At 45.1% G+C, this 24,851-nt stretch carries 32 protein-coding genes; 25 read left to right on the top strand and 7 right to left on the bottom strand.

The window, feature by feature from the left end:
- Window positions 1–25 precede the first annotated feature (25 nt).
- The 4 genes from MHH57_RS20970 (at window position 26) to MHH57_RS20955 (ending at window position 2,686) form a co-directional block, all read left to right on the top strand.
- Window positions 26–364 carry an STAS domain-containing protein gene (locus tag MHH57_RS20970; protein ID WP_023990272.1) on the top strand — a complete coding sequence of 113 codons (339 nt, stop codon included), beginning with the start codon at window positions 26–28 and terminating at the stop codon, window positions 362–364.
- 18 nt (window positions 365–382) lie between these two features.
- Window positions 383–835, top strand: a complete 453-nt coding sequence (gene rsbW / locus MHH57_RS20965; protein WP_013311930.1) for an anti-sigma B factor RsbW — start codon at window positions 383–385, stop codon at window positions 833–835.
- Window positions 832–1,605 (top strand): sigma-70 family RNA polymerase sigma factor, encoded by a 774-nt coding sequence (locus tag MHH57_RS20960; protein ID WP_013311929.1) that lies wholly within the window; start codon window positions 832–834, stop codon window positions 1,603–1,605. The genes rsbW and MHH57_RS20960 overlap by 4 nt, the downstream gene beginning before the upstream one ends.
- 121 nt (window positions 1,606–1,726) lie before the next feature.
- Window positions 1,727–2,686, top strand: a complete 960-nt coding sequence (locus MHH57_RS20955) for a magnesium transporter CorA family protein (protein WP_029517173.1) — start codon at window positions 1,727–1,729, stop codon at window positions 2,684–2,686.
- A gap of 114 nt (window positions 2,687–2,800) precedes the next feature.
- Here the strand turns inward: MHH57_RS20955 and MHH57_RS20950 are convergent, their stop codons facing one another.
- The 4 genes from MHH57_RS20950 to MHH57_RS20935 all read right to left on the bottom strand — a co-directional run bounded on the left by MHH57_RS20950 (window position 2,801) and on the right by MHH57_RS20935 (window position 4,913).
- Window positions 2,801–3,277 (bottom strand): DUF5665 domain-containing protein, encoded by a 477-nt coding sequence (locus MHH57_RS20950; RefSeq protein WP_049816975.1) that lies wholly within the window; start codon window positions 3,275–3,277, stop codon window positions 2,801–2,803.
- 95 nt (window positions 3,278–3,372) lie between these two features.
- Complete coding sequence (locus MHH57_RS20945; RefSeq protein ID WP_029517175.1) at window positions 3,373–3,774, bottom strand: YtxH domain-containing protein; 402 nt, start codon at window positions 3,772–3,774, stop codon at window positions 3,373–3,375.
- 41 nt (window positions 3,775–3,815) lie between these two features.
- Window positions 3,816–4,073 carry a GlsB/YeaQ/YmgE family stress response membrane protein gene (locus tag MHH57_RS20940; protein ID WP_069011991.1) on the bottom strand — a complete coding sequence of 86 codons (258 nt, stop codon included), beginning with the start codon at window positions 4,071–4,073 and terminating at the stop codon, window positions 3,816–3,818.
- Between the two features lie 135 nt (window positions 4,074–4,208).
- The gene (locus MHH57_RS20935; protein WP_069011993.1) at window positions 4,209–4,913 is read right to left on the bottom strand and encodes a phosphatase PAP2 family protein; all 705 of its coding nucleotides are present in this window, start codon (window positions 4,911–4,913) and stop codon (window positions 4,209–4,211) included.
- 231 nt (window positions 4,914–5,144) lie between these two features.
- On the opposite strand from MHH57_RS20935, the gene MHH57_RS20930 reads away from it, so the two are divergent.
- Both MHH57_RS20930 and MHH57_RS20925 read left to right on the top strand, forming a co-directional pair.
- On the top strand, window positions 5,145–5,864 hold the full coding sequence (locus tag MHH57_RS20930) for a pirin family protein (protein WP_069011995.1): 720 nt from the start codon (window positions 5,145–5,147) through the stop codon (window positions 5,862–5,864).
- A gap of 7 nt (window positions 5,865–5,871) precedes the next feature.
- Window positions 5,872–5,997, top strand: coding sequence for a hypothetical protein (locus tag MHH57_RS20925; protein ID WP_268988508.1), 126 nt, complete (start codon window positions 5,872–5,874; stop codon window positions 5,995–5,997).
- Window positions 5,998–6,056: 59 nt separating this feature from the next.
- Here MHH57_RS20925 and MHH57_RS20920 read toward each other — a convergent pair whose 3' ends face one another.
- On the bottom strand, window positions 6,057–6,284 hold the full coding sequence (locus tag MHH57_RS20920) for a DUF1128 domain-containing protein (protein ID WP_029517178.1): 228 nt from the start codon (window positions 6,282–6,284) through the stop codon (window positions 6,057–6,059).
- Between the two features lie 120 nt (window positions 6,285–6,404).
- Here MHH57_RS20920 and yyaC point away from each other — a divergent pair, with 120 nt between their 5' ends.
- Both yyaC and MHH57_RS20910 read left to right on the top strand, forming a co-directional pair.
- A complete protein-coding gene (yyaC, locus tag MHH57_RS20915) occupies window positions 6,405–6,995 on the top strand; it encodes a spore protease YyaC (RefSeq protein ID WP_039273804.1) in 591 nt (196 codons plus the stop codon).
- An 88-nt stretch (window positions 6,996–7,083) separates the two neighbouring features.
- The gene (locus MHH57_RS20910) at window positions 7,084–7,878 is read left to right on the top strand and encodes an alpha/beta hydrolase (RefSeq protein WP_029517180.1); all 795 of its coding nucleotides are present in this window, start codon (window positions 7,084–7,086) and stop codon (window positions 7,876–7,878) included.
- A 154-nt stretch (window positions 7,879–8,032) separates the two neighbouring features.
- Here the strand turns inward: MHH57_RS20910 and MHH57_RS20905 are convergent, their stop codons facing one another.
- Complete coding sequence (locus tag MHH57_RS20905; protein ID WP_069011999.1) at window positions 8,033–8,599, bottom strand: pyridoxamine 5'-phosphate oxidase family protein; 567 nt, start codon at window positions 8,597–8,599, stop codon at window positions 8,033–8,035.
- Between the two features lie 394 nt (window positions 8,600–8,993).
- Between MHH57_RS20905 and MHH57_RS20900 the strand changes: the two genes are divergently transcribed.
- Both MHH57_RS20900 and MHH57_RS20895 read left to right on the top strand, forming a co-directional pair.
- Window positions 8,994–9,650: a DUF6483 family protein gene (locus MHH57_RS20900; RefSeq protein ID WP_069012001.1), complete on the top strand. Its 657-nt coding sequence runs from the start codon at window positions 8,994–8,996 to the stop codon at window positions 9,648–9,650.
- Window positions 9,637–10,851, top strand: coding sequence for an SAM-dependent methyltransferase (locus MHH57_RS20895; protein ID WP_029517183.1), 1,215 nt, complete (start codon window positions 9,637–9,639; stop codon window positions 10,849–10,851). The genes MHH57_RS20900 and MHH57_RS20895 overlap by 14 nt, the downstream gene beginning before the upstream one ends.
- Before the next feature lie 80 nt (window positions 10,852–10,931).
- Here MHH57_RS20895 and MHH57_RS20890 read toward each other — a convergent pair whose 3' ends face one another.
- A complete protein-coding gene (locus tag MHH57_RS20890; RefSeq protein WP_029517184.1) occupies window positions 10,932–11,255 on the bottom strand; it encodes a hypothetical protein in 324 nt (107 codons plus the stop codon).
- Between the two features lie 145 nt (window positions 11,256–11,400).
- On the opposite strand from MHH57_RS20890, the gene MHH57_RS20885 reads away from it, so the two are divergent.
- The 15 genes from MHH57_RS20885 to MHH57_RS20815 all read left to right on the top strand — a co-directional run bounded on the left by MHH57_RS20885 (window position 11,401) and on the right by MHH57_RS20815 (window position 24,668).
- Window positions 11,401–12,015, top strand: coding sequence for a DedA family protein (locus MHH57_RS20885; RefSeq protein WP_029517185.1), 615 nt, complete (start codon window positions 11,401–11,403; stop codon window positions 12,013–12,015).
- Window position 12,016: 1 nt separating this feature from the next.
- Window positions 12,017–12,586, top strand: coding sequence for a thioredoxin family protein (locus tag MHH57_RS20880; protein ID WP_029517186.1), 570 nt, complete (start codon window positions 12,017–12,019; stop codon window positions 12,584–12,586).
- A gap of 3 nt (window positions 12,587–12,589) precedes the next feature.
- Window positions 12,590–13,219, top strand: coding sequence for an MBL fold metallo-hydrolase (locus MHH57_RS20875; protein WP_069012005.1), 630 nt, complete (start codon window positions 12,590–12,592; stop codon window positions 13,217–13,219).
- Between the two features lie 241 nt (window positions 13,220–13,460).
- Window positions 13,461–13,670 carry a hypothetical protein gene (locus tag MHH57_RS20870; RefSeq protein ID WP_069012007.1) on the top strand — a complete coding sequence of 70 codons (210 nt, stop codon included), beginning with the start codon at window positions 13,461–13,463 and terminating at the stop codon, window positions 13,668–13,670.
- A gap of 80 nt (window positions 13,671–13,750) precedes the next feature.
- Window positions 13,751–14,137 (top strand): hypothetical protein, encoded by a 387-nt coding sequence (locus MHH57_RS20865; protein ID WP_025675434.1) that lies wholly within the window; start codon window positions 13,751–13,753, stop codon window positions 14,135–14,137.
- 304 nt (window positions 14,138–14,441) lie between these two features.
- Window positions 14,442–14,729 carry an Asp-tRNA(Asn)/Glu-tRNA(Gln) amidotransferase subunit GatC gene (gene gatC / locus MHH57_RS20860; RefSeq protein WP_013311910.1) on the top strand — a complete coding sequence of 96 codons (288 nt, stop codon included), beginning with the start codon at window positions 14,442–14,444 and terminating at the stop codon, window positions 14,727–14,729.
- 27 nt (window positions 14,730–14,756) lie between these two features.
- The gene (gatA, locus tag MHH57_RS20855; RefSeq protein ID WP_023990257.1) at window positions 14,757–16,214 is read left to right on the top strand and encodes an Asp-tRNA(Asn)/Glu-tRNA(Gln) amidotransferase subunit GatA; all 1,458 of its coding nucleotides are present in this window, start codon (window positions 14,757–14,759) and stop codon (window positions 16,212–16,214) included.
- A 26-nt stretch (window positions 16,215–16,240) separates the two neighbouring features.
- Entirely contained in the window at window positions 16,241–17,686 is a 1,446-nt protein-coding gene (gene gatB / locus MHH57_RS20850) for an Asp-tRNA(Asn)/Glu-tRNA(Gln) amidotransferase subunit GatB (protein WP_069012008.1), read from the top strand.
- 129 nt (window positions 17,687–17,815) lie between these two features.
- Window positions 17,816–18,277 carry a GNAT family N-acetyltransferase gene (locus tag MHH57_RS20845; RefSeq protein ID WP_029517189.1) on the top strand — a complete coding sequence of 154 codons (462 nt, stop codon included), beginning with the start codon at window positions 17,816–17,818 and terminating at the stop codon, window positions 18,275–18,277.
- A gap of 95 nt (window positions 18,278–18,372) precedes the next feature.
- Window positions 18,373–19,086 carry an MgtC/SapB family protein gene (locus tag MHH57_RS20840; protein WP_029517190.1) on the top strand — a complete coding sequence of 238 codons (714 nt, stop codon included), beginning with the start codon at window positions 18,373–18,375 and terminating at the stop codon, window positions 19,084–19,086.
- 83 nt (window positions 19,087–19,169) lie between these two features.
- Entirely contained in the window at window positions 19,170–19,823 is a 654-nt protein-coding gene (locus MHH57_RS20835; protein ID WP_069012013.1) for a hypothetical protein, read from the top strand.
- A 7-nt stretch (window positions 19,824–19,830) separates the two neighbouring features.
- Window positions 19,831–21,234, top strand: coding sequence for a DUF4097 family beta strand repeat-containing protein (locus MHH57_RS20830; RefSeq protein WP_165149397.1), 1,404 nt, complete (start codon window positions 19,831–19,833; stop codon window positions 21,232–21,234).
- Window positions 21,235–21,342: 108 nt separating this feature from the next.
- A complete protein-coding gene (locus tag MHH57_RS20825) occupies window positions 21,343–21,774 on the top strand; it encodes a Fur family transcriptional regulator (RefSeq protein ID WP_029517193.1) in 432 nt (143 codons plus the stop codon).
- A gap of 184 nt (window positions 21,775–21,958) precedes the next feature.
- Window positions 21,959–23,677 (top strand): glycosyl hydrolase family 18 protein, encoded by a 1,719-nt coding sequence (locus MHH57_RS20820; protein ID WP_029517194.1) that lies wholly within the window; start codon window positions 21,959–21,961, stop codon window positions 23,675–23,677.
- 112 nt (window positions 23,678–23,789) lie between these two features.
- Window positions 23,790–24,668, top strand: a complete 879-nt coding sequence (locus MHH57_RS20815) for a nucleotidyltransferase-like protein (RefSeq protein WP_029517195.1) — start codon at window positions 23,790–23,792, stop codon at window positions 24,666–24,668.
- The last annotated feature ends 183 nt before the right edge of the window (window positions 24,669–24,851 follow it).

Raw genomic sequence — 24,851 nt, 5'->3', positions numbered from 1 at the left:
AATCTTTTTTTGGGAGAGTAGGCCTATGAATACAAATAAAAATGAGAAGTTTAATGCAATTACGGAAACAACCGATGGCGTAAATACCGTTTATCTGAGTGGAGAGTTGGATCTTTCGGTAGCACCTGATTTTCGTCTGGTGATGGAGCCTTTGGTGGGGGAATCCAGCCAAGATTTGATTATTAACTTGAGAGACCTTAAATACATTGACAGCACAGGTATTGGAATCTTGTTATCCATTTTAAAAGCAAGGCATGGGATGGAGTCTCGCTTTGCTGTTCAAGAGGTACCGCCTCAAATTCAAAAGCTATTTGATATGACTGGTATTGCCAAATTCTTTGTCCCCCAGGAGAATTCCCAATAGGAAAGGAAAGAAAAAGAAATGAACGCTCAAATTCAAAAAGTAGTTCTTAATTTGCCGGCAACTGCTGACTTTGTTGATATTGTAAGATTAAATTTATACGGTATTGCCGCGAAAATGGGATTCTCTTATGAGGATATTGAAGACATGAAAGTGGCTGTATCGGAAGCCTGTAATAACTCTGTCCTTTATGCATATGGTCATGAGGGGGGAGTCGTGGAAGTGACATTCGAATTTGATGAAGTTTCGCTGTCCATTCGTGTCAAAGATGAAGGGGAGAGCTTTGAACGCGTGGAGGACCCGTCCCGTATCGCATCCTTGCATGACAAGGAGTTGAATGATGCACAGATAGGCGGATTAGGCTTTTATCTCATGCAGGCGCTTATGGACGATGTCCATATCTTGAATGAGACAGGAAAAGGCACCGAAGTGGTGCTGGTAAAGCGCTTGACCAGAAGTGAGGAAAGAGTATGAATGAAAAGGTAACTCCCCCGGAGTCGATGGATGAAGCCGTTGGTCTAATCTGGGAGTACCAGCAAACCAAGGATAACGAGATTGCTACCGTGCTGATCCGCAAGTATGAGCCGATGGTCAAGATGGCTGCCGGGAAAATCTCCCGTAACCGTCCGGACTTATACGAGGATTTATATCAGACCGGTCAGATGGCTTTGATACGTCTGCTTCAGCAATACGATATCAGCTTGGGTATCCCATTTGAACCGTACGCTATGAAAAGTATGCTGGGACATATGAAAAATTATTTGCGCGACAAATCCTGGTACATCCAGGTTCCTCGCCGCATTAAGGAAAAGGGTGCGCTTGTTCAACATGCTATTGATGAACTGACCGTTAAGTTGGAACGCTCACCCAATGTGGACGAGATTGCGACCTATTTGGATCTAACCGTGGAAGAAACGATCGAGGTGCTTGCTGGTCGTGAGTGCTATCACTATGTTTCACTGGACTCGCCTTTATCCCAGGAAGAGAGTGCAGCTACGTTAGGCGAGCTCATTAGCTCGGATGCTAACGATTATGACACTGTGGAAAAACGAATGGATTTGCAGCAGGCTTTAAGCCAACTGAAGGAGCAGGAACAGAAGGTGCTTCTTCTGGCATTTCAGGACGGTCAATCTCAACGTGCGATTGCCCAGACGTTGGGCGTATCACAGATGAGCGTTTCCCGTATTCAGAAGCGGGCTACGGAAAAGCTGAAGCAGATTATGTCTAATTCCTCTATTTCATGAGAAAAACGCGGAATTCTTGGTTTAACATATTTGATGTCACATCGTAAGGACACGTTATTCCGATTTGGGGAAACGTGTCCTTTTTATAAAGCGAAAAAGGTTGGGAGGAAGGTTGGAATCCATGACAGCATTTGAACAGATTTCTTCCTTTCGTGGAGGATGGGAATGGTGGGACATCAGTGCTGGGAATTGGCAAGATTCGGTCATACAGCACTTGAAGGAGAAGCTCCCAGAAGCCGCAGAATGGCTGGACAAGGTAGAGGACATTCCATCCAGCTTTATATCTGTACGCTTTCCAGATGGCAATCAGCCCTTAATGTACGGGTCGCTGATCTACTCCGTTCAAGAGGAAATCGATAGTCAACGCAATTGCAACAAGTTTTATTTTCTGGTTCTAAACCAGAAGCTGGTGACGTTAAATTTGGATCAAAACACCCGTGAAATTATGCACACCGCGGAACGCCAAAAAATGCTGGAACAGTGTGAGGATGCAGCTGACGGCATGTTTGTATTGGCGAGAGCCGTGCTTCATTATTTTCATACAGGTATGGATAAGTTCGAGATCAACCTGAGAAGACTGGAAGAGGACATGGAGAAAAGAAATGCCCGTACACTGATGGATTCTATATTGAATGCACGTTTCGAGCTGTTGTATTGGAGCAATATGTTCATTCCTTTTTCAGAGCTGGTAACGGCTTCTCGGGAGGCATATTTGGATAAACTGGAGGAGAATCGCTTTTTTAAGCAGTTACTTTACCGTGTGACTCGGATGGAAGGACTTTTCCTGCATTATGAAAAGGAAATCGACACCCTGATCTCTATTGACGAGGCCATTTCCGCTTTTAGGGGCAATGAGATTACGAAGACGCTCACCATTGTGACCGCCGTTTTTACACCTGCCACTGTAGTGGGGGCCATTTGGGGCATGAACTTTGAAAATCTGCCTTGGATTAAAACAGGCTGGGGTTTTACCGCCGTGATTATTGCCACATTGCTAAGTATGGCGGGAATGTACGGCTGGCTGATGATGAAGGGGTGGACAGGAGACTTATTGAAAACTAACAAGCGCAACAAATTGTAGCGGCTGCTTACAGCTGTTATAATTTACAAATAAAAAACGATCCATCGTAACAGGAAGCTCTTTGGGGAGTCTATATCGGTTACGATGGATCGTTTTTAATTGAGATAGGGACAATTACTTAGTACCTTGGCTCATTTTGATATATCCTAATAATTCGGCGATGAAATCTCCGATGACCGGAAGATTTAACTGTACCAGGAAACTGAGCAACCAAGCGAGCAAGGCGAGTATGACCACTGTACCCAGCGTAAGGCCGAGACCACGTGCAATCCCTGCAGTCAGATTGCTCATAATTCTTCTTTTCGTGCTGGAGTAGTTCTCTATAATATCTTTGAATTCTGCTTTTTCCAATGTATCTGCGATTTGATCTAGGCGTTTGTTAAGCCGCTTGACCTCATGGCGAAGTTCAAAAGGATGCTCATTTACATCAAAGTCTCTCTCCGGATCATGTGTTTTAACATGATGATGAGTAGAAGAGGTCTGCTTGGATGAAATCTCATCTGGCTGATCTTGAGCCTGGAGGGGGTGAAAGGTTCTCTTGTTGTTCCGAGCAAGATCATCTCCATAGGAGTTTGGTTTGTTCATTGTCATCCCAGCCTTTCTATCATTTAAAAACAGCCAGCTTCTTGCATGCTGGCTGTTCAGTGTTTGGATATTATTTTGGTTGTAATCGGAATGTGTTCCTATTAGGAATTTGCATTTAATTGTTTTTGAGTGTCCTTGGCTGCTTGAGCGGTTGCATCCATAACTTCTTTATCCGCTTTGGCCGCTTCATTAGCGACATCGGCAGAAGCTTTGGTTACGCTGGATACGATGTTGTCTTTACTCTCGGATACCGTTTTGGCTACATCTGCTGTTTTAGTGGAAACGGTTTTGGCCAAATCTGTCGCTTTGCTGCTAACTACAGATGCGACATCCTTCGTTTTATCGGAGACAACAGTCATTTTTTCGGACAGATCACTACGTAAATCGCGACCCGGCTTTGGAGCGAACAGCAGGGCTGCCGCAGCACCAATCAAACCTCCAATGAATAAACCCTTTGCAAAACCTGAAGTGCTTGCCATATTTTGATTGTCAATGTTACTCATGATATATCACTCCTTTTATAGAATAAAAATATATATAAATGTTAGGTAGCCCTTCTCAATAGCCTGGACGCAAGTCCGAGCAAGAATACGAACAATGCGGTTCCAAGTATGGCTGGAATGACTGCAAAATCTCCGATGACCGGGCCCCAGTCTCCCAACAGCATGACACCTAGCCAAGCTCCTACAAATCCAGCAATCATAGAGCCTGCAATGCCGCCAGGCATTTCATGTCCAGCTAGTGCATCGCCAATCAATCCGATAATAATGGCCATTACAATACTTAGTACAATTCCCCACACAAGGATCGCCTCCCTTATCCTAAGTTCACAAACGATAACGTTTTTGATAAATGCTGAGCTTCGATATTGCTGTGCCTTGCTTACTTCGTATATAAACGTCATGACCCGGAGTGAAACAAAAAGCCGAATCGGACGTTATGGGCGGGGGGGAGAAGAAAGTTGCATTTTCGCTCGCCAATAGATCATAGGAACGGTAAACGCCAGCCAAATGATGCCTGCAATATAACCACCCACAATATCTGTAGGAAAGTGAACTCCTAAATATATACGGCTTAGTCCAATCAATATAATGAGCAGTGCACCAAGAACGCACGGGAGGAAGAGCGAACGCTCACGAATCTTTCGTTCTATAGCCCAGATGGCAAATATCATGCCGTAAAATCCCATGGAAATCATCGCATGACCGCTGGGAAAACTGTAGCCCCCGGCTTCAACCAAATGTTGAAGTGACGGGCGTTCCCGTTGCAGAATTTCTTTAATGAGCGTATTCAGCACCCACATCGCCGTAAAGCTGCTTAGGATCGCAAAGGAATAAGCTTTTGAACGAAGAAAGACCCAGCATAAGGTAGCAGCACCGAGGGCGATAATTAACGACATGCTGAATGAACCGAAAGACGTAATGAATATAGCGATGGTTAGCAATTGGTCATGAGTAGCTGCTGTGTCTGGAAAAATAGCATCCTGTATACGCTCATCCCAATATAGAAAAGGAGCCGTGCCAATCCATTGCACAGAGTAGGCGATGAGAAGCATCACAGCGATCATGATAATAGATGCATACAGACTACGACGCAAATAGCTTGGTAGGAACCGGGATGGTTGGGGTTTATGGGATAGCATATGTAATAAATCTCCTCCTTATGGCTGTAATAGATTTAATTTTTCGTACTATTAACTTAACTAATAATGAACTTAAGAGCAAAACTCGACGGAGACGACAGGCTGATTGAGGCATTTAAGCCCGGGGTAAAGGGATCGTATCACAGTGTTTGTAATGCCAGGGCCGAAAGTGGAATAATCATCACGAAGCAAGGCTGCTTTACGGAACTGTAATCCATGGAGGTGTTAAGGATGATTAAAATAGTGACATCGGCAGAAAGACATACCTCAAATAAAGGATGGATTCATAGTGAGTTTAGCTTTTCATTTGCCGATTATGAAGATCCGAGCAATGCCCATTTTGGTTGTATGCTAGCCCATAATGATAACAAACTTGAACCGCAGCAAGGCTTCAAAAGACATCCGCATCACGATTTGGAAATCGTCACTTATGTAATTGAAGGCCAATTGCATCATAGCGACAGCTTGGGACATGAGCAGGATTTAAAAAGCGGCTCGATTCAGGTTCTGAGTGCAGGCATCGGGATTGAACATGAAGAGCGAAATACTGGGGATGAAAGATCGGTTCGCTTTTTGCAAATGTGGTTTTTACCCGAGAGCCCTGGCATTCAGCCTTCTTATCAGGTGCAAAGATTCAAGCACAGTGAACGCCTAAATCGGCTTCAGCCTGTTGTGTCTGGTTCAGAAGTGGAGGGAACGTTATCCATCGCGCAGGATATAAATCTGTATCTGAGCAGATTGGAAAAAGGCCAGCAGCTTGAATATCCGCAGCAAGAGGAGCGCCGCACCCACATTTATGTAGTTAGCGGTCATGTGGAAGTTACGTGCCAGGATGGAGATTTTCAGTTAGGGCCTGGTGATGCTGCACGAATTCAAAAAAGTTGTGCATTAAAGATACTAGCTACAGGTAATGAGGATATATCTGAACTGGTGTTAGCAGATTTACCTTGAAGCATCCTTGAGTGAAGAAGTGTATGAAAATGCGTATATGCAATCGAAAAATAAAGCTCGTATCCCCGTTGCGCGTCTGTTGAAGCGAGCGGAGGTACGAGCTTTATTTACGGTGACAGGGCCACTGGCATGAAGGCTGTTGCTCATGATGATAGGTTGTAATACAGCTAAGCTGTATTCCTATAGGCTGATTCAGGAGGACTTACGCAATCTACCCAGTTCAGAAACAATAGCTTCAACCTCGGAAATGCTCAGGTTAGGCTTGTTTATCACCATATCATAGACATCATGGATGTCCTCGTATTGCTCCAGCGAGAAAGCGGAAGCTTGCATAGCAGCACCACTCGCCATACGGAGCTTGGTTTTAATGCCCTCAATCATATACTCAATGTTGGCATGAGACGGTACAGACAAATCCATCGTTAATTTTCCATCCTTTCATAACAGGGGAAGTTGCCTGTATTGTATCATGTTTTTGTTGTAGAATGTACTGAAAGCCAGATTACCAATATACAACCGAATCAAGGAGGATGGGCAAAGTTGTCTTTGTATAATCGAGCTTCCGCACCCGGACGCTCGTCCTTAGAACATAATGTAAAGAAAACAGATCGAGATGGACTCGCGCCGTTTTTCCGAGAAATTCATCATCAGCATGCTATAGATAAGTTGACTTTTGTTTGTATCGGTACAGATCGCTCGTCGGGTGATTCACTGGGGCCACTGGTAGGCACCATGCTCAAGGAGCAAGGTTTTCCGCACGTGATTGGGACAATGTCGGAGCCCTGTGATGCGGATCATCTGGTTCCATACTTGGAGTGCATTCCCCAAGATCATCATGTGATCGCCATAGATGCTTGTCTTGGACAGCACGGCTCAACGGGAATGTTTCTTATTGCGTGTGAACCGCTAACTCCTGCGCGATCGGTAGGGCTGTCTCTGCCGTCTGTGGGTCATTATAGTGTTGCAGCGATTGTGAATGAGCGCAGTCCCAAACCCTATTGGACACTCCAAATGACTTCGCTTCACTTGGTCATGACAATGGCTGCGCATATTGCTAATGCGGCGGCTTGTGAATTTGGCTTAAAAACAGCTTCGCAAGATTTTCCAGAGGGTTACCGTTTCAGATATTGATCGTCTGCTTAATAATATACATCAGCATGTTCTACTCACTAATATATTCAGATCCAATAGATTATATACAGAGAAGGAAGGGTTCCACATGGAAAAGGTATTATGCGAAGGAACGACGATCTGCTATGCCGAACAGGGAAAAGGAGATCCGATCATTCTATTGCACGGATTTTGCGGAAGCTCCTCCTATTGGGATGAGGTTGTTCCCTTGCTGTCCCCAAGCTATCGTTGTATTGTTCCAGACTTGCGTGGACACGGACGCAGCGATGCTCCACTAGGAGCCTATACGATTGATCAAATGGCAGATGATGTGCTTAAACTTCAAGAACAATTGGACATCCCTCAGGCTGCCTGGTTTGGTCACTCCCTAGGAGGCTATTTAGCCCTTTCGGCAGTGCAAAGACATGCAGAGCGCCTTACAGCCTTTGGACTGATTCATTCCACAGCTTATGCAGATACGGACGAAGGTAAAGAAAAGCGTAACAAGGCTGTATCTACCATCCAAACGGAGGGGATTACCAACTTTGTAGATGGACTCGTACCGGGACTGTTTGCTCCTGATCATGTGGAGTCGATGTCCAGCCAATTACTTAAAGTCAAAGAAATTGGCTACAAAACACCTCCGCAAGGAGCTGTAGGAGCATCATTGGCTATGCGCGAGCGTCCTGACCGACGGGATGTGTTGTCGGCTTCTGCCTTGCCAGCTCTTTTAGTAGCGGGGGAGCAGGATCAGGCGGTTCCTCCAGCGCGGACGTTTACAACAGATCGGGCCGGAGTAACTCAGGTTACCCTGCCGGAAGCAGGTCACATGAGCCTGTTTGAGGCACCGGAGCTATTAGCTAATGCTATCTTGGCGTTTTTGGAGCAAAACTTGAAAAAGTAGACTAAGGTAAGCCCAAAAACCGGAACCCTTTGATGTGATCGTCAGAAGGTTCCGGTTTCTTGTATGCAAATTGTTTTTAGATGTGGTCACTATACATTCAGTTTATTTGAATTTTGCTGACTTGTTGTATCATATCGGTTAATGTGCAGAATACCTAAGTCATATTATTTTTGTTCAAGGCAAACGCCGTCGGCAAACCATCAATACTCTCTAAACTTTTCTCGTATGCATACTTTTTAAGTACTTCTTCGCCCATCTGAATCGCCACGTCCTTCAGCTTTTCCCGTTCGCTCGTGTAAGTCATGAAGGGAACTGCAAAACCACATGAATCCTGCACCATATGAACATCAACTACTATGATTTGTCTTGCTCCAGGAAGTGGATTAAAGAGAGGATACAGCTCATTCCAACGCTTTGTATTGGGCAACACGACTGTGCCAGTACCATAGAGTCTTAATACACTGGGCTCGCCTTCAAATGCACAGAACATGATGGTTACCCGTCCGTTCTCTATAATGTGCGCACTTGTTTCGTTGCCACTTCCCGACAAGTCGAGATAGGCTACCTCCTGATCTGACAAAATACGAAAGGAATCATATCCCTTGGGGGAAATATTCACATGCCCCGTCTCGGATATCGGTGCTGATCCTACAAAGAAAATATGCTGTCGCTGTATGAACTCTTTATATTCCGGTAGTATCGCACTGAATTTTTTTCCCATACTTAAACGTCCTCCCCTGTAAAATATCAATGCATAATTTTGTTTCGAATGAAAATAAATATTTTATTTTATTATATGAATCAATAAATAATAAAGATTATTTTTGTTTCGAATGAAACAAAAATAACACGAGACTAACGGAGAATCAATATCAAATTTTCAAATACTCTATTTCGTTAGTCCATGATCGGCTACAAAACACTGTACTAACGGAATGTTACGTGCCATACGTGATTTCTGAGTGTCGAATCTTTGATGCTATAAAGTATTTGTAATTGTGTTAAATGAAATTGCGGCATGGCGGTGGCATTTGGCTTTTAGACAAGGATGTCATACAATCAGAAGACAGAAGTTTCTGGTTGTCTAGGCATCGGGATGAAAGGAAGGGAACGGCTTGCTTAGAAAAGACTATTTGCTCAGTATGATGGAAGAATTGACATCCGCAGTAGCATCGGTGCTCGGTCTTAGGCGCGAAAATAAACACATCGAAGCGCTGAAACAGCTAGATGACCTGCTCAACAAGCAGTTTCGTCTTCGTTCAGATCTGCTCAGACGATTGCCGCCGGAACAAATTATTGAGCTTTTCCGATTGGGCCCTGGAATTGAAGCGGATAAGCTTCAGCAGGTGGCTCGCATTTTGGAGGAAGAAGCCGCGATTTACCTGGAAACCAGCAGAACAGACGAAGGTATACGAATCTTGATGAAATCTCTTCATTTATATTTGTACAGCGATACGAATGGCGCGACTCGTGATCTGCAGGTCCTGCCTGAACGAATAGCGTGTATCGTGAAGCTGGTGCGCGAATATGAGCTCCCCCCTGAAACCAGCAAGCTGCTGGCTGTTCATTACGAGCGAGAAAACAGGTTGGACGAAGCCGCCGATGTCTGGTTTGGATTGGCATGGGAGCAGCCAGAGCTGCTAGCGGAAGCGGAGACGTTTTATAGTCAATTACTGGATAAGACCAATGCAGAGCTGGAGCTGGGTGGAATTTCACGCCAGGAAGTCACCGAGGGTTTGACCGAGATCACCCAATTACATGAAAGAAAGTGAGATGTACCTTTTGGATTCACTGCGCGAACTTATATACCAATTGACCACGGGAGGATCCCTCATAACAGCGACGCTGAGTCAGCTTCGCAAACGGGAGGATGCTTCTTTTACTAAAGTACAAATTAAACCTGTAGAATTGAAAAACAAACTGCATTACCAGTTTGCTTTTCATTACAGCAACAAAGTCATTCATGAAAATCTGACCCCTGACGAAGCTAACGAGCGTATGACTGCCTTGTTTGAGGACACGTTCCGCCAAGGACTTTTATGCGCCAAGGATGCAGACTACCAAGTGCTGATCAGTAAAAAATATAAAGTATCCATTCTGACAAAGTCACCGAGCAAAAGTAAAGCCGACCTGTCTCATAATCGCAAAAAGCAATATGTGCTCGAAGAAGGGGAACGAATTCCTTTCCTGATTGAGCTGGGGATTATGAATGAGGATGGTAAGGTACTGGCCCGCAAGTATGATAAGTTTCGTCAAATTAACCGGTTTCTCGAAATGGTGCAGGATGTATTACCTAGCCTTCCGGTAGGCCGCCCATTGACGATTGTGGATTTTGGCTGTGGCAAATCGTATTTGACCTTTGCGTTGTATCACTATTTGGCTGTACAGCAAAAGCGACCATTGCAGATCGTTGGTTTGGACTTGAAGGCAGATGTCATTGAAGCCTGTAATGTTCTGGCTCAAAAGCTGCAATATCGACAGTTGGAGTTTCTGGTCGGTGATATCGCAGACTATAACGAACTGGAACAGGTGGATATGGTTGTTACCTTGCACGCTTGTGATACTGCAACAGATGCGGCGCTGGAAAAGGCTGTTCGCTGGGGTGCTTCCGTCATTTTGTCGGTTCCGTGTTGCCAGCATGAGCTGTTTAACCAACTGGAAAATCCGGTATTGGAGCCGTTGCTTTCCCACGGCATTTTAAAGGAGCGTTTTTCTGCACTGGCAACGGATGGAATCCGGGCCAAACTGCTGGATATGATGGGATATCGGACACAGCTATTGGAATTTATCGACATGGAGCATACACCTAAAAATATTCTGATTCGTGCCGTCAAAGGGCAAGCGGGAGAACAATCCGTTCTGTGGCGTGAATACACAGCATTTCGGGATTTTATTCATGCTGATCCTTATTTGGAACGCGCTTGTGCGGACTTGCTTCCCGAAGGAGCGGGGAAAAAGCAGACACATAGCTAGGAATATAGTAAAAGTGGAGCCACTGCGGGGTGGCTCCACTTTTTTGTAGTTCACAGTTCATGATTGCAGTACACAAACATCTATCCGCCATAGGCATTTCTAAAAGCGGTGCACAAGACATCGCGATCCACCTTCCACAATGCCGCGAGCTCCTCGCTGACATCTTCATCCCACCAGTCGCACAGTAGTTTGCGATTACTATGGTTTTCCGCAATCCAGATAAGGTGTCCGACGACCTTGCGGCAGTATAGTTCTTCGCCCTGCTTGACCAGATCAGGAGCAATGTGAACAGGCAGACGTTTGCAGGTTCGATACAACTCTTTGGTACATGCGCGGCGGATACCACGAGCCGTGGGTAATCGGGATTGTGAATTGTCATGTTTGGGGAATTTGCCGGGAGGCATATTGTACCCCCTCCTCTCTCTCACAACTTATGCGGGCAGAGGATCCGGGGTCACTGACTTCCCTTTTTGGACGAAGTGGCGACTTGTTCTGCCGCTGTGATACACTAAATGAAAATAGAGAAACAGGCAGGGAGTGGGAAGAGAGATGGACCAAATATCTAGTATCATTAATTATTTGTTTGAGATCATTCGTAGTCTTGGGTATTTTGGTATTATGCTAGGCTTGATGGTGGAGGTCATTCCAAGTGAAATAGTCCTCGCTTATGGCGGTTTTTTAGTGTCCTCGGGTCATATTAATTTTTTTGGCGCAGTCGTGTTTGGAACGATTGGCGGGGTGCTGGCCCAGTTGTTCATTTACTGGATTGGACGCTATGGCGGCAGACCCGTTTTAGATAAGTATGGGAAATACATACTCATCAAAAAAAGTCATGTTGACCACGCTGAAGCCTGGTTCAATAAATATGGCACAGGGGTCATTTTTACAGCTCGCTTTATCCCTGTTGTTCGTCACGCGATCTCAATCCCTGCCGGGTTGGCTCGAATGAACGTATGGCGCTTTATTATTTTGACAACGCTGGCGATTATACCTTGGTCTGTTTTGTTTATATATTTAGGTATGCTGTTGGGAGACAAGTGGGAACAAATTGACGAAGTGGCAGCACCTTACATCAAACCGATTTTGCTGGTTGCTCTTGCGCTCTTGATCATTTATTTTGTTATCAAATGGATTGTAGCCAAAAACAAAAAAGGAAGTGTATAACATGAGCCGTACTAACGTATCGCAATATTTCGGAAAGGGCTTGAGTCCTGAACAATTTATGGAGGGCATGGAAAAGAACAAAGAAGCCTTCCGCTCTGGATACGATCAGTTTGTGTGGAGCAGCGAAGAGGATCGGGAGTTTTTTGAAAGCCTGAACCATCGTGATGATCTGCGTGTGCTTATATTGGCTGCCGACTGGTGTGGGGATGTAGTACGCAATGTGCCAGTTGTGTTCCGCGCGTTGGAGAATAGCGGGATTCCAACCGAAGTATTGATTCTGGAAAATCATCAGGCGCTGATGGACGACTTCCTGACAATGGGCGGACGTGCTGTGCCGATTGTGATTTTTGCGGATACGGGAGGTCATGTACTTGGCCACTGGGGACCACGCCCTGCACATGTTCAACAAATTATGATCGCATTCAAACGTGAAAATCCAGATCGGGAAGCCGATGATTATCAAGAAAAAATCGCAGTTGCTCGTAAAGAAATGGCTGGAAAATATGGGGAGGGAACCGAGGTCCATCCTGTAATTGTTCAGGAATTACGCGAGCTGATCTCGGGATTTTAACTTATGACATTATCTATTCGCAGTTTTAATCTCGGCCCGCTCCAGACGAATGCTTATTTGCTTCAAGGAGATGATCCGAAGCGCGCTGTTATTATTGATCCAGGGATGAATCCGGGTCCTTTGCTGAGAGCCATTGAGCCACTGACGATTGAAGCTATCCTGCTGACGCATGCCCATTTTGACCATATCGGAGGAGTAGAGGAGATTCGCAATGCCAAAGACTGCCCGGTTTATCTGCACGCCTTGGAGCAAGACTGGCTTACATCTCCTAAGCTGAATGGCTCCTTGATGTGGCCAGAGGCATCCCCTCCGATCTCGACGGAACCAGCCGAATATGACTTGGCAGAAGGTCAACAATTGAACCTGATCGGTCACACGTTCCGGGTTTTCCATACACCGGGCCATTCACCCGGAAGTGTCAGCTTTTTATGCGGCAAAGATCTTTTTTCCGGGGATGTGCTATTTCGTCAGGGCGTTGGACGCACGGATCTGGCGGGCGGCCGCGAACGGGATCTATACGATTCTATTCAGAACAAATTGTTTCCACTCGGAGATGACGTTACAGTCTATTCCGGTCACGGTCCCAAAACGTCCATCGGTTATGAGAAAGCTAACAATCCGTATATCCGGTAAATGTGATGAATGTTCAGTAGGGGCAAAATCAAAGGTGTGACAGGTTTTGCCCCATTTCGACAACAAATTATAAATTATGTATAGACAAAGGTTTTTATTTTTGTTAACATAAATTTATTGAAGTTACATACTAAACTCGCGAAGCACGCAAGCTGTGGATGAATCCCGGTTTGCGTTCTTTTTTTTGCCCATTAAGAGGATAAAGAGGCATGAGGCCGTCAGATCACAAGGGGGAGCAAGAATGAAAAGAAAACATATATATGGGGTACAACGTGAGATTGGAGGTAGTTTCCGGGTTCCCAATATAATAGATATTGAAGATTCTGTGGCAGATTCCGAGCCGAAGATCATAACTTGGAAAAAGGTGAAACGACGGGGCGGAATCCCTACACAAAACTGGCATGTGAGGCTGAATGAACACAGGTTGGGACGTGGAGACGGTCGATTATGAAGATACATAGATGATATAGACAAGCTACTTTTTTTTTAGTAGACTTAGCAGATAAGTTCAGACAAACGGGGGGGCTAACGATGCATCATTTAGGAGCTAGAATTATGATCGTCGCGGATGCTTTTGAGCAGAATCTTCCTGTGGGCGAACATGGTTATATCATTGCTTACGACCGTAATGCGGACAATGCTTTTGACTATGTCATTCGCGTACCGAAGGTGAACCGCAATTTTTTTGTACCATCCGGAGACATCGAGCTGGAAGAGAGTATTCTCAAGCTGGAAGCCGAGCGGATTGAGCGTGAAGCGCTGATAGATTACGCCCTTGCTACCCATAATGAGCAACTGTTCATGCATGTGATGAACGGTGGTATTGATTCGGTAGAGACTGAGGAAGAAGAAACCGCGGCGGAGTTGTTGTCACAGGCTGATTTTATCAGACAAGTCAATTTGCGTGCTTGGATATAGAAGTCGGCTACGGTCGATTCTTTTTAAGAATATATAAAGGGCACAATCTTAGCTCCTATAGTTTTCACGAAAGAGCACCGAAAGGTGCTTTTTTTATATTCTTTTAGCAACATTTACCTCATCGAAGTGCAGTTTGCTTCTGTACCGCGTCAAAGATTGAATTGTAAAGGGTTCTATCCTATAATTAAAAACGTTATTTCAAAGTTCGGTGCAGCATTTTTTAATATCAGGATTTTGCAAAATTCGATTTCAGTCGCTTATTGGATTTTTTGCAAAATCCTCATATACATGAGGAGGGTTTTGTATGAACATTTCCACGGAAGATGTCCGTCACGTAGCCAAGCTGTCCAGGTTGAATCTGACCGCGGCTGAGGAAGAAACGATGACAGGACAATTAAACGCCATTCTCCATTATGCGGAGAAGCTGAATGAGCTGGATACGGAGCAGGTAAAGCCGACCACTCATGTGCTGCACGTCAGCAATGTCATGCGAGACGACGAAGTTCGCGAAAGTTTGACACATGAGCAAGTGATGCGCAATGCACCTGAAGAAGAAGACGGACAGTTTAAGGTTCCTGCTGTTCTGGAATAGATCTCATATTTGAAAGGAGGATGCAAATTGAGCTTGTTCAATAACACATTGCCCGAGATACATAACAAGCTGCATCAAAAGGAAATTTCCGTGAGTGATCTGGTAGGACACGCTCTGGAGACAATTGGTGCGCGGGAAGACAAGATCAGAGCTTATATTACCGTTGACGAGGAACAGGCCCGTGCATCCGCACGTCAGCTGGATGATCAACTGATTTCCGGAGAGGAAAGAGGGTTGTTGTTTGGCCTGCCAGTTGGCATTAAGGATAATATTGTGACAGAAGGGCTGCGTACAACATGTGGCAGTCAGTTTTTGAAAAATTTTGATCCCGTTTACGATGCCACAGTTGTTAGCAAGTTACGCGCAGCGCAAACCGTGACACTCGGTAAAATGAACATGGACGAATTCGCCATGGGCGGCTCTAACGAGAACTCCAGCTTTTTCCCTGCACGTAACCCTTGGGATTTAGAACGTGTTCCCGGTGGTTCCAGTGGCGGCTCGGCTGCGGCTGTTGCAGCGGGTGAGGCTTATTTCACGCTCGGCTCGGATACAGGGGGTTCCATTCGCCAGCCCGCTTCTTACTGCGGAGTAGTTGGCCTGAAACCAACCTATGGTCTAGTATCCCGCTTTGGACTGGTGGCTTTTGCCTCCTCTTTAGACCAAATTGGACCCATTACTAAAAATGTTCAGGATTCGGCCTATGTCCTACAAGCCATTGCAGGTTATGACCAGAAGGACTCCACTTCTGCAAAGGTAGACATTCCTGATTATTTGAACGCTTTAACCGGGGATGTAAAAGGACTACGTATCGCTGTGCCTAAAGAGTATCTTGGTGAGGGCGTCGATCCTCAGGTCAAGGAGAAGGTGCTGGATGCACTGAAAACGCTGGAAGGATTGGGCGCTGTATGGGAAGAGGTATCTCTTCCACACACGGAATATGCGGTTGCGACATACTACCTGCTGGCTTCATCCGAAGCGTCATCCAATCTGGCACGTTTTGACGGCGTGCGCTATGGTGTACGTTCTGACAATCCAGACAACCTGCTTGATCTATACCATCAGTCCCGTACGCAGGGTTTTGGTCCTGAGGTGAAGCGTCGGATTATGCTAGGTACCTATGCGCTCAGCTCTGGGTACTACGATGCTTATTATTTGAAAGCTCAAAAAGTGCGCACACTGATTAAACAGGATTTTGATCGTGTATTTGAACAATATGATGTGATTATCGGACCTACTGCACCGACAACTGCTTTCAAAATCGGCTCGCAAGTGGACGATCCATTAACAATGTATTTGAACGATATTTTGACGATTCCGGTGAGCTTGGCTGGTGTGCCAGCCATTAGCATTCCGTGTGGTCTAGCGGATGGAATGCCAGTCGGACTACAAATCATCGGAAAAGCCTTTGACGAGTCTTCCGTGCTACGCGTAGCTCATGCTTTTGAACAAAATACCGAATTTCACAAGCAGCGTCCGCAGCTGTAATTTGCCAAAAAGGAGGGAACCTATTCATGTCTACAACTACATCCAAGTATGAGACGGTCATCGGACTTGAAGTGCACGTGGAATTGCATACGAAGTCTAAAATATTCTGTGGATGCTCGACATCCTTCGGAGCACCACCCAACTCTCATACATGTCCGGTCTGTCTCGGTCATCCAGGGGTATTGCCGGTATTGAACCGTCAGGCCGTTGATTATGCGATGAAAGCAGCAATGGCGCTGAATTGCACCATTGCTGATGTGAGCAAGTTTGACCGCAAGAACTATTTTTACCCCGATTCACCTAAGGCCTACCAAATCTCACAATACGATCAACCCATTGGCGAAAATGGCTGGATTGATATTGAAGTGAATGGTGAGACAAAGCGTATCGGTATTACTCGACTGCATCTGGAAGAGGACGCAGGGAAATTAACACATGTTGATGGTGGCTACGCATCTTTGGTCGATTTTAATCGGGTCGGCACACCATTGGTCGAGATCGTTTCGGAACCGGAAATATCTTCGCCGGAAGAAGCCAAGGCCTATCTGGAAAAAATACGTGCCATTATGCAGTATTGTGACGTATCCGATGTGAAGATGGAGGAAGGATCACTTCGCTGCGACGCGAATATCAGTCTTCGTCCGCATGGACAAAAAGAGCTAGGAACTAAAGCGGAACTGAAAAACATGAACTCCTTCCGTGGCGTACAGCGCGGACTGGAATATGAGCAGTTCAGGCAGGAGCAGACGCTGGACGAAGGCGGAACAATTGTACAGGAGACACGTCGTTGGGATGAAGCACAAGGTAAAACTTTATCCATGCGTGGTAAAGAACAGGCCCATGACTATCGTTATTTCCCAGACCCGGATCTCGTTACTCTTCATATAGACGAGGAATGGAAAGAGCGCATCCGTGCTTCGATTCCTGAATTGCCTGACCAGCGTAAAGCACGCTACACTTCCGAATATGGATTACCTGAGTATGATGCCCAGGTGATTACGTCCTCCAAGCCATTGGCCGATTTGTTCGAGGATAGCCTTCAATTCACCAAGGATGCCAAAGCAGTATCCAACTGGATTATGGGGGATCTACTCGGTTATTTGAACAGTGCCGGTATTGAACTGTCGCAGGTTAAATTGACCGGTCGGGGCTTGGGTGAAATGATCGGACTGCTGGAGAAGGGAACGATCAATAGCAAAATCGCTAAAACGGTCTTCAAGGAAATGCTGGAAAGTGATAAACTGCCACAGCAAATTGTCGAAGAAAAAGGGCTTGTACAAATCAGTGATGAGGGTGCGATTCTTACAATTGTCGAACAAGTTGTAGCAGCTAACCCGCAATCGGTCGAGGATTACAAAGCTGGCAAGCAAAAGGCCATCGGCTTCCTAGTCGGTCAAGTGATGAAGGAGAGCAAGGGGAAGGCAAACCCTGGCCTTGCTAATAAGTTGCTGACGGAAGTGCTGAACCGCTAATGGCATAGATTTGACAGGGGCTTGTCTTTTAGGGACAGGCCCCTTTTGCATAGCCGCTAAGAATGGTTGGCGCGAACAAGCTTTAGAACCTGATGGCATTTTATGAGTTTCCTTAGGAGGGAAAACAGCATGGTTACCCTATGTTCATTGGAAGATGATGATATCGTCAGTCAGATATGGCGTCTACAGCATGTTGCCTATAGGCTGGAAGCTGAGCTGATTGGGTTTGATGAAATTCCTCCACTGATGGATACATTGGATACGCTGAGAAGCTGTGGAGAGTCTTTTTATGGGTGGCTGGAGGACGGTGAATTGCTAGGAGCACTGGCTGTGCAGTCCGAATCGCCCGATTCGCTTACCCTTACACGTATGATGGTTCACCCAGATCATTTTCGTAAAGGCATTGCAGATTCTTTAATGAAGCATGTTTTGAATGAATATCAAAATATCCCGTTGTTTATCGTCTCTACAGGAACTCTAAATACTCCTGCGGTGGCGTTATATCGAAAACATGGCTTTCGTCCCGTATCTGCGGCTGAGGTCGCTCCAGGCGTGGAATTAACTACCTACCATCTGCATAAGGTGGAATAGCATTGAGGTATCAAATTGACATTAAAAATGCACATAAGCCCACAAACCGCGCACCCGGAGTGGGAAGCACGACATAACCGGGAGGAGAGACTCGAATGAATAATCCGTGGATTATAGACGATTCACATATCATTTTACGGCTTTTACTGTCCATGCTTCTCGGTGGATTCATTGGGTTTGAACGCGAGCGTTCCAATCACGCAGCTGGTTTGAGGACTCATATTATGGTCAGCCTTGGTTCGACGCTGATTATGCTACTCTCCATTTACGGCTTTGCCGATTTTATTAAAGAAGCTAATGTACGCATAGATCCCGCTCGTTTGGCTACCGCTGTGATCACTGGCGTAGGCTTTTTGGGTGCAGGAACGATTATGTTCACAGGTAAATCCATTACCGGACTAACGACTGCGGCTTCCATTTGGGTCGTGGCTGCTATTGGCCTTGGGGTTGGAGCAGGGTTTTATTTCCCATCTATAGCGGCGACAGTGCTCGTATTTTTAAATTTATGGGTGTTTAACAAAGTTGAACTTCGGTATATGCGTGGACGCAAGCGCCATCTTATTACATTGTACGGATTGGCCTCTCACGGATTGCTGGATCAGATTTCGACTTATTTAGAGCAAGAAAAAGTGGAAATACGTAAAATAATGATTAAAGAACATGAAAATGTCCCATTTCACGAATTACATCCAGATCGGCAGAGTATGGAGGTTTCCCTAGAGGTGCTGGCCCGTCATGATTTTAATCCTGTACGTATTGCAGCAGATTTACGACAATGGGAAGATATAGCTGCAGTCTCTGTTGAGTAATAGGGTACCTTTTTTTAACAGTTACTCTTAAATCTGATTGGGGTACTATGTAAGCATTGAAATGTTTTTCAGCGGAACCACGTATGGGATTCAAAGGGGAGGATGGCATGAACTCGGAACAACCGTTACCGTCTGGAGAGGCTGGACAGCTACAAGCATCGGAACAGCGGGAACAGCCCAGACAGGGGAAGCGTCTAAAATACGCTAAATTTCGCAAAGTGATTGCCATTATCATGGCGGCATTGTTACCCGGACTAGGACATCTTTTTTTAGGACTGTTTATCAGGGGGCTTAGTTTTATTGTATTGCTCCTGCTAGATATTTTTGCGATGCTGTATGTTTCCTCTGACGGCTTAAGGATCAACATTCCATTACTTATTTTGCTTGGATTGTTCATACCTGTTTTATATTTTTATAATGTATATGATGTCTTACAGTCTGCAGATTATATGGTTCGCTATCGACGTAAGCCCGATCGTTATGTACGAATGGATGCTAGAGGCCAGCAAAGTAGTCCTTTTTATACGTGGGAGAGAGGCTTTGCTTTTGCTGTGCTGATGGTGGCAGGCGGTGGGCTTATGATTTTGTTTCGCATGAAACCTCGCTGGTTGAGCAATTTCTTTGAGGATTATGGATTCCTTACGCTGGCTATTTTATTAATGATGATCGGTTTATTCCTTTTTCTAAGGGAAGCCCTTCTGACCTTTAAGCGTAAAAAGTTGAAAGAAAGAGGGTGAAGCTGGCGTGCACCGTAAAATAAGAGTCGGGCGCTACACCTCTTCGCTTCTGTTGATGGCTGTAGGCATTTTGCTTATTGTAGATGTGTTTCAAAATACTGAATATATGCTTCAACTCCTCGTTTGGTGGCCCGTAATCTTCGTGCTTTGGGGACTGGAGTATCTGATTTTTTTTGCTGTGTACTATCGGAAAGAAGGCAAGTCTGACAATGGAAGGCGATTCAGACCTGACCTAAAGGGGATTCTGTCCGCTTTGGTAGTGGCAGCCTCGATTTTTATCGTGACCCAGCAAAATCATTATATGTATCTGTGGAACCGGGTCAGTCTCAATCTGACGTCAGCCTCTATGGATTTTAGCCAGGCTAAAGAGAATCGGTATGATATGGGTGGTGTGCTGGTACCTGTATCTATGCAGACGTCCGATTTAATAGTTGATTCGGTTAATGGTGATGTAACACTGATCAGACGACCTGTGTCCAATATAGAGGTACGAGGGACTCTATGGGTGGATCAAGCGCCTGCTGCCGAAGCGGACAAGATTGCTCAAGCTTCTTCACTGACTTCTACCGACGGCAAGACTATCCAGATTCGTCCGGAGGCACAGTCATACGGAGCATCAAGCAAACGTCAGCCTCGTGTGAACATGCTGATCACCGTGCCGGAGGACCGACGGTTCAATATGCAGATTAGAACCTCCAACGGGAATATTACCTTGAATGGAGTTGATGCTATTGACAGCATTAGACTCGAGAGCGGTAATGGAAATCTCACCGTTAATGACGCTATCGGCAATGTCAAGGGAGGCACGCTGAACGGTCAGGTTAAATTGCATCGGATTTCTGGAGATGTGGATGTGCGCACGAACCGAGGCGACATGCAGGCAGGCGATATTGAGGGAGCTGTCACACTACATACCATGGTAGGTGACATTCAGCTTGCTCGTTCGGAAGGAGATATCACTGTTGATACTCAGAATGGGGACATGAATGTGTTGAATTCTACAGCCAAGCTGAATGCTAATTCGCTTAATGGCTCTATCAAAGTGCATAGCGAACAGGTGGGCGGAGATTGGAAAATATACAGTGCTGTCGGTGATATCGTATTGGATCTTCCGTCGAATGGAGATTTTCAGTTAGAGGGTTCAAGCAGTTATGGTAATCTTCAATCCGATTTTCCATTTAAAATAGACAGTAAAAGTATTTCAGGCCAAAACGGGACAGGCAAGTATGCGATCAACGTGGAGGGCAACAGTAATTTAACCATTAAAAAGTTACTGATGCCGTCGTTACCCGACTTGGAAGATTCCGGGGGTACGACTGCGCCCGATACATCTGAAATCTCTCCGGCTGAACCTAGAGCTCCCGAGACAGATACCTCTATAGGAACATCCGGCGACAATACGGCGCGTTGACAAGAAACTTGAGTAGACCGTACAATGTGAGTAGGTTTAGAAGTAAGTTGTAAATAGATGCGTGGTAATTGATAGGATCGTAAGTAAGGGATAAGGCGGTGGACATATATGGCAGCACGCGTCCAGCATGCTTTGGAACTTCTAAAGAAGACAGGTGTACGCATAACACCCCAGCGTCATGCCATATTAAACTATTTGATGGAAACCATGGGGCATCCGACTGCAGATGAAATATATCGAGCGCTTGAGTCCAAGTTTCCAAGTATGAGTGTGGCTACGGTTTATAATAACTTAAAGATGTTTATAGAAGCGGGTATGGTACATGAGTTGACCTATGGAGATAACGCCAGTCGTTATGATGCCAATATTTCGGAGCACTATCACATCATTTGCGAAAAATGCGGAAAAATTGAAGATTTCAGTTATCCCTATTTGGCTGATGTGGAACGTCATGCTGCGTTGGAAACAGGCTTCGAAGTGCATGGACATCGTATGGAGTTACACGGAGTATGCAAAACTTGTAGTAACAAACAAACGTAACGAAACAAGGAATAGAGTTTTTTTGTGCGGTATGTATATATTGTAATGGATTGGAAACGTGAGCAATTCTCCGTAAGCGGGGATTTACCGCGTTTTTTTGTTTAAATCACTTTACTTTTGTTTCAAGTAATCTGTTGAGGTTACAAAATACGGAATTCAAAGTTCATACAATGGAGGTTCAATATTGGCCAGAAATCATTCCAGACGCCGCCGTAAACGTTCACGATTCAAAGGAGCGGCAAGCCTACTATTATTTGCAGCGATTATATGCGCAATTACTGTCGTATGGTTTGGTAATCCCCTTCATGAGAAACCCGATTGGCAGGGCAGTGTCCGTCCTATTTTTATGCAGGGCAAGTTGACTGGGTATGAAGCTCAAAGCTCCGGCAAGAACATGCTGATGCCGCTTAAATTGGTGCAAAGTCAAATTGATCCTTCGGTTCGCTATGAGGATGACAGCCAAACCGTCATTATGGCGACGAGACAAAGCTTGCTCTATATGAAGGTTTCGAAGGCACAAGGGGAATTGAATGGTAAAACATATGCGCTGAGCGCAGCCCCTCAGGTGATCAGTGGAGAGGTATATATCCCGATAGAAGCTGTACGTGAAGTATACGGCGTTTCTATACACGAAGACTCTGTAACGGGTGCCGTTATCTTGATGAAGGCCGGCGAGAAGGTCAGGCTGGGTAATGTGGAAAAGAAGGATGGGCAACAGGATGCTAGAATTGCCTTACGTAAAGAAGCCTCTAGCCTATCTTTTATTTTGACAGATGTACCTCAGCGGACGAAAGTACGTATCTGGTCCCAACAGGGTGATTGGTATTTTGTGCAGTTAGACAATGGCTATGCAGGATACATTAAATCAGACCATATCGCTGAAGGAGAAGAGCTTGTGATTCCTTCGGTTAAGGACGATTTGTCCATATCGGAGAAGCATTGGGAGGGTAGGCCAGTGAATCTCGCTTGGGAAGCCGTCTATAATCGCAAGCCTGATCCTTCCAAGTTTGATCCTATGCCTGGAGTAAATGTGGTGAGCCCTACGTGGTTCAGTGTCGTCGATCATGAGGGCACTGTAGAAAGCAAAGCGGATCCTGCTTATGTCAGCTGGGCACATCGCAAGGGTATGGAGGTTTGGGGGTTGTTGAGCAACAGTTTTAATCCCGAACTAACAACAGAAGCTTTGTCTACCTTTGAACGTCGAAAGTCGATTGTAGATCAGATGATTTCACTTGCTCAACAAAATGATCTGGACGGTATTAATATCGACTTTGAAAATGTTCATACAAAGGATGGTCCCAATGTCACCCAATTTTTGCGTGAACTTAAACCGATGGCTCGGGAACATGATTTGATACTGTCCATTGATGTTACGCCTAAATCTCAAAGTGAGATGTGGTCTGTTTTTTTGGATCGAAAAGCATTGGGGACTATAACAGATTATCTCATGGTAATGGCGTATGATGAGCATTGGGCGGCTAGTCCAAAAGCTGGTTCCGTCGCCTCGTTACCATGGACGGAAGCGTCAATTAAGCGAATTATTCGGGAAGATGAAGTGCCGTCTCAAAAAGTGGTTTTAGGTATTCCGTTATATACTCGCGTGTGGTCCGAGACTCCCAAAGAAGGGAAGATTAAGGTCACCTCCAAATCACTTGGTATGGAGTCAGCAGCCAATATCATAGCCCAATTTAAGTTGAATCCCAAGTTTAGAGCTTCCGAAGGCCAGAATTATGTCGAGTATACAGAAGACGGCGTAGTCAAAAAGATTTGGCTGGAGGATCAGGTATCTCTGAAGGCAAGAGTAGAACTTGCCAAATCGCTGAAGCTCGGAGGAATTGGTGTGTGGAATCGAAGCTTTGCAGATAAAGACGCTTGGATAACACTGAAAAAAATAAGTGAATAAGATAAAAAAATTTACAATTGAAGAAGGAAGTTTCTTATTTATGTAGAAATGATCACATGTATCCAAATATCCAATTTGCGGTCATAGCCGCCTTGCAGGTATGGAGGGAGAAGTGCAGCTAACCAAATTAAACCTGATATATGATGAATTGTTGCAGGAGGATTCGATAGGTATTATTTCGTACAGAAAACCGGGAGAGTATTTTCACGGTTCGATGTTGTATGACTTTGATGAACTCATTCTAATTATTGGAGAAGGCACCAAGCCAGTCCGTTCTATTCAACACTTATTTATGAATGGTTTAAGATGCCAAGTGTTGTACGCAACGCTCAGTTGTCTGAAGGAATGGATTATCGCTGGTGAACAAGCCAACATTATAGATTATGTGCTAGAAGGGCGTATTGTCTGGGAAAGGGATGACAGGGTTCGCTTTTTAAGACAGGAAATTGTTGATTTTAACGATCCACTGCGGGAGCAGAAGCGATTTCATGAGTTCTCCCGCTTTCTGGTCAATTACGTTCATGGTAAAAGAGCGGTGCGAGAAGGGCGGATCATTGACGCTTATCAAAGTGTTCTGAAAGCATTGGATCATTGGGCATCTATTGAACTCATTGAACGGGGGATTTATCCAAAGGTTCACTTATGGGTTCAGGTACAGCCTCTGGATCGAACAATTGACAAACTGTATAACGAACTCACATTAAGTACGGAAACCTTGGAACAACGGGTTGAACTAGTACTGCTTGCTTGTGAATTTTCAGTTATGTCAAAAATGGAGGAGTGCTCCTCTCCGCTATTCCGTATATTAGGCAGCAGACGGGAACCTTGGTCTATAAATGAACTTATTAACCATCCTGAGCTAAAGAATCTCCAATTGGATCTTACCGTCGTGCTCCGTAAACTGGTATATCGTTCACTTATTAGAGAAACAGCTGCCGGGGATTTTAGGGATCGCGGGCAAAATCGTGAACTGCGTTACTCCCTTATTTGATGTACAGGGGTTGATTTGTCAGGAAGAAAGGTTGTTAAACCGACTTTTCTTCCTTTTTTTGCACATGATCTAGTATTTATAAATAGTTAAAAAATATAAATTATTAATTTAGGTTGACGAGTATATAAAATATGTGATAAGTTATAACTCGCCCCATTAAGCAGCATGAATAGTTTTGAACTG

Source organism: Paenibacillus sp. FSL H7-0442, assembly GCF_038593105.1.
Classification (GTDB): Bacteria; Bacillota; Bacilli; order Paenibacillales; family Paenibacillaceae; genus Paenibacillus; species Paenibacillus polymyxa_D.
This window is presented reverse-complemented; position numbering and strand designations above follow the sequence as displayed.

Excerpts from the sequence above, each read along its gene's own strand:
- MHH57_RS20970 (WP_023990272.1), top strand. The coding sequence starts at position 26 with ATGAATACAAATAAAAATGAGAAGTTTAATGCAATTACGGAAACAACC.
- rsbW (WP_013311930.1), top strand. The coding sequence starts at position 383 with ATGAACGCTCAAATTCAAAAAGTAGTTCTTAATTTGCCGGCAACTGCT.
- MHH57_RS20960 (WP_013311929.1), top strand. The coding sequence starts at position 832 with ATGAATGAAAAGGTAACTCCCCCGGAGTCGATGGATGAAGCCGTTGGT.
- MHH57_RS20955 (WP_029517173.1), top strand. The coding sequence starts at position 1,727 with ATGACAGCATTTGAACAGATTTCTTCCTTTCGTGGAGGATGGGAATGG.
- MHH57_RS20950 (WP_049816975.1), bottom strand. The coding sequence starts at position 3,277 with ATGACAATGAACAAACCAAACTCCTATGGAGATGATCTTGCTCGGAAC.
- MHH57_RS20945 (WP_029517175.1), bottom strand. The coding sequence starts at position 3,774 with ATGAGTAACATTGACAATCAAAATATGGCAAGCACTTCAGGTTTTGCA.
- MHH57_RS20935 (WP_069011993.1), bottom strand. The coding sequence starts at position 4,913 with ATGCTATCCCATAAACCCCAACCATCCCGGTTCCTACCAAGCTATTTG.
- MHH57_RS20930 (WP_069011995.1), top strand. The coding sequence starts at position 5,145 with ATGATTAAAATAGTGACATCGGCAGAAAGACATACCTCAAATAAAGGA.
- MHH57_RS20920 (WP_029517178.1), bottom strand. The coding sequence starts at position 6,284 with ATGGATTTGTCTGTACCGTCTCATGCCAACATTGAGTATATGATTGAG.
- MHH57_RS20910 (WP_029517180.1), top strand. The coding sequence starts at position 7,084 with ATGGAAAAGGTATTATGCGAAGGAACGACGATCTGCTATGCCGAACAG.
- MHH57_RS20905 (WP_069011999.1), bottom strand. The coding sequence starts at position 8,599 with ATGGGAAAAAAATTCAGTGCGATACTACCGGAATATAAAGAGTTCATA.
- MHH57_RS20895 (WP_029517183.1), top strand. The coding sequence starts at position 9,637 with ATGAAAGAAAGTGAGATGTACCTTTTGGATTCACTGCGCGAACTTATA.
- MHH57_RS20890 (WP_029517184.1), bottom strand. The coding sequence starts at position 11,255 with ATGCCTCCCGGCAAATTCCCCAAACATGACAATTCACAATCCCGATTA.
- MHH57_RS20885 (WP_029517185.1), top strand. The coding sequence starts at position 11,401 with ATGGACCAAATATCTAGTATCATTAATTATTTGTTTGAGATCATTCGT.
- MHH57_RS20880 (WP_029517186.1), top strand. The coding sequence starts at position 12,017 with ATGAGCCGTACTAACGTATCGCAATATTTCGGAAAGGGCTTGAGTCCT.
- MHH57_RS20875 (WP_069012005.1), top strand. The coding sequence starts at position 12,590 with ATGACATTATCTATTCGCAGTTTTAATCTCGGCCCGCTCCAGACGAAT.
- MHH57_RS20870 (WP_069012007.1), top strand. The coding sequence starts at position 13,461 with ATGAAAAGAAAACATATATATGGGGTACAACGTGAGATTGGAGGTAGT.
- MHH57_RS20865 (WP_025675434.1), top strand. The coding sequence starts at position 13,751 with ATGCATCATTTAGGAGCTAGAATTATGATCGTCGCGGATGCTTTTGAG.
- gatC (WP_013311910.1), top strand. The coding sequence starts at position 14,442 with ATGAACATTTCCACGGAAGATGTCCGTCACGTAGCCAAGCTGTCCAGG.
- gatB (WP_069012008.1), top strand. The coding sequence starts at position 16,241 with ATGTCTACAACTACATCCAAGTATGAGACGGTCATCGGACTTGAAGTG.
- MHH57_RS20845 (WP_029517189.1), top strand. The coding sequence starts at position 17,816 with ATGGTTACCCTATGTTCATTGGAAGATGATGATATCGTCAGTCAGATA.
- MHH57_RS20840 (WP_029517190.1), top strand. The coding sequence starts at position 18,373 with ATGAATAATCCGTGGATTATAGACGATTCACATATCATTTTACGGCTT.
- MHH57_RS20835 (WP_069012013.1), top strand. The coding sequence starts at position 19,170 with ATGGGATTCAAAGGGGAGGATGGCATGAACTCGGAACAACCGTTACCG.
- MHH57_RS20825 (WP_029517193.1), top strand. The coding sequence starts at position 21,343 with ATGGCAGCACGCGTCCAGCATGCTTTGGAACTTCTAAAGAAGACAGGT.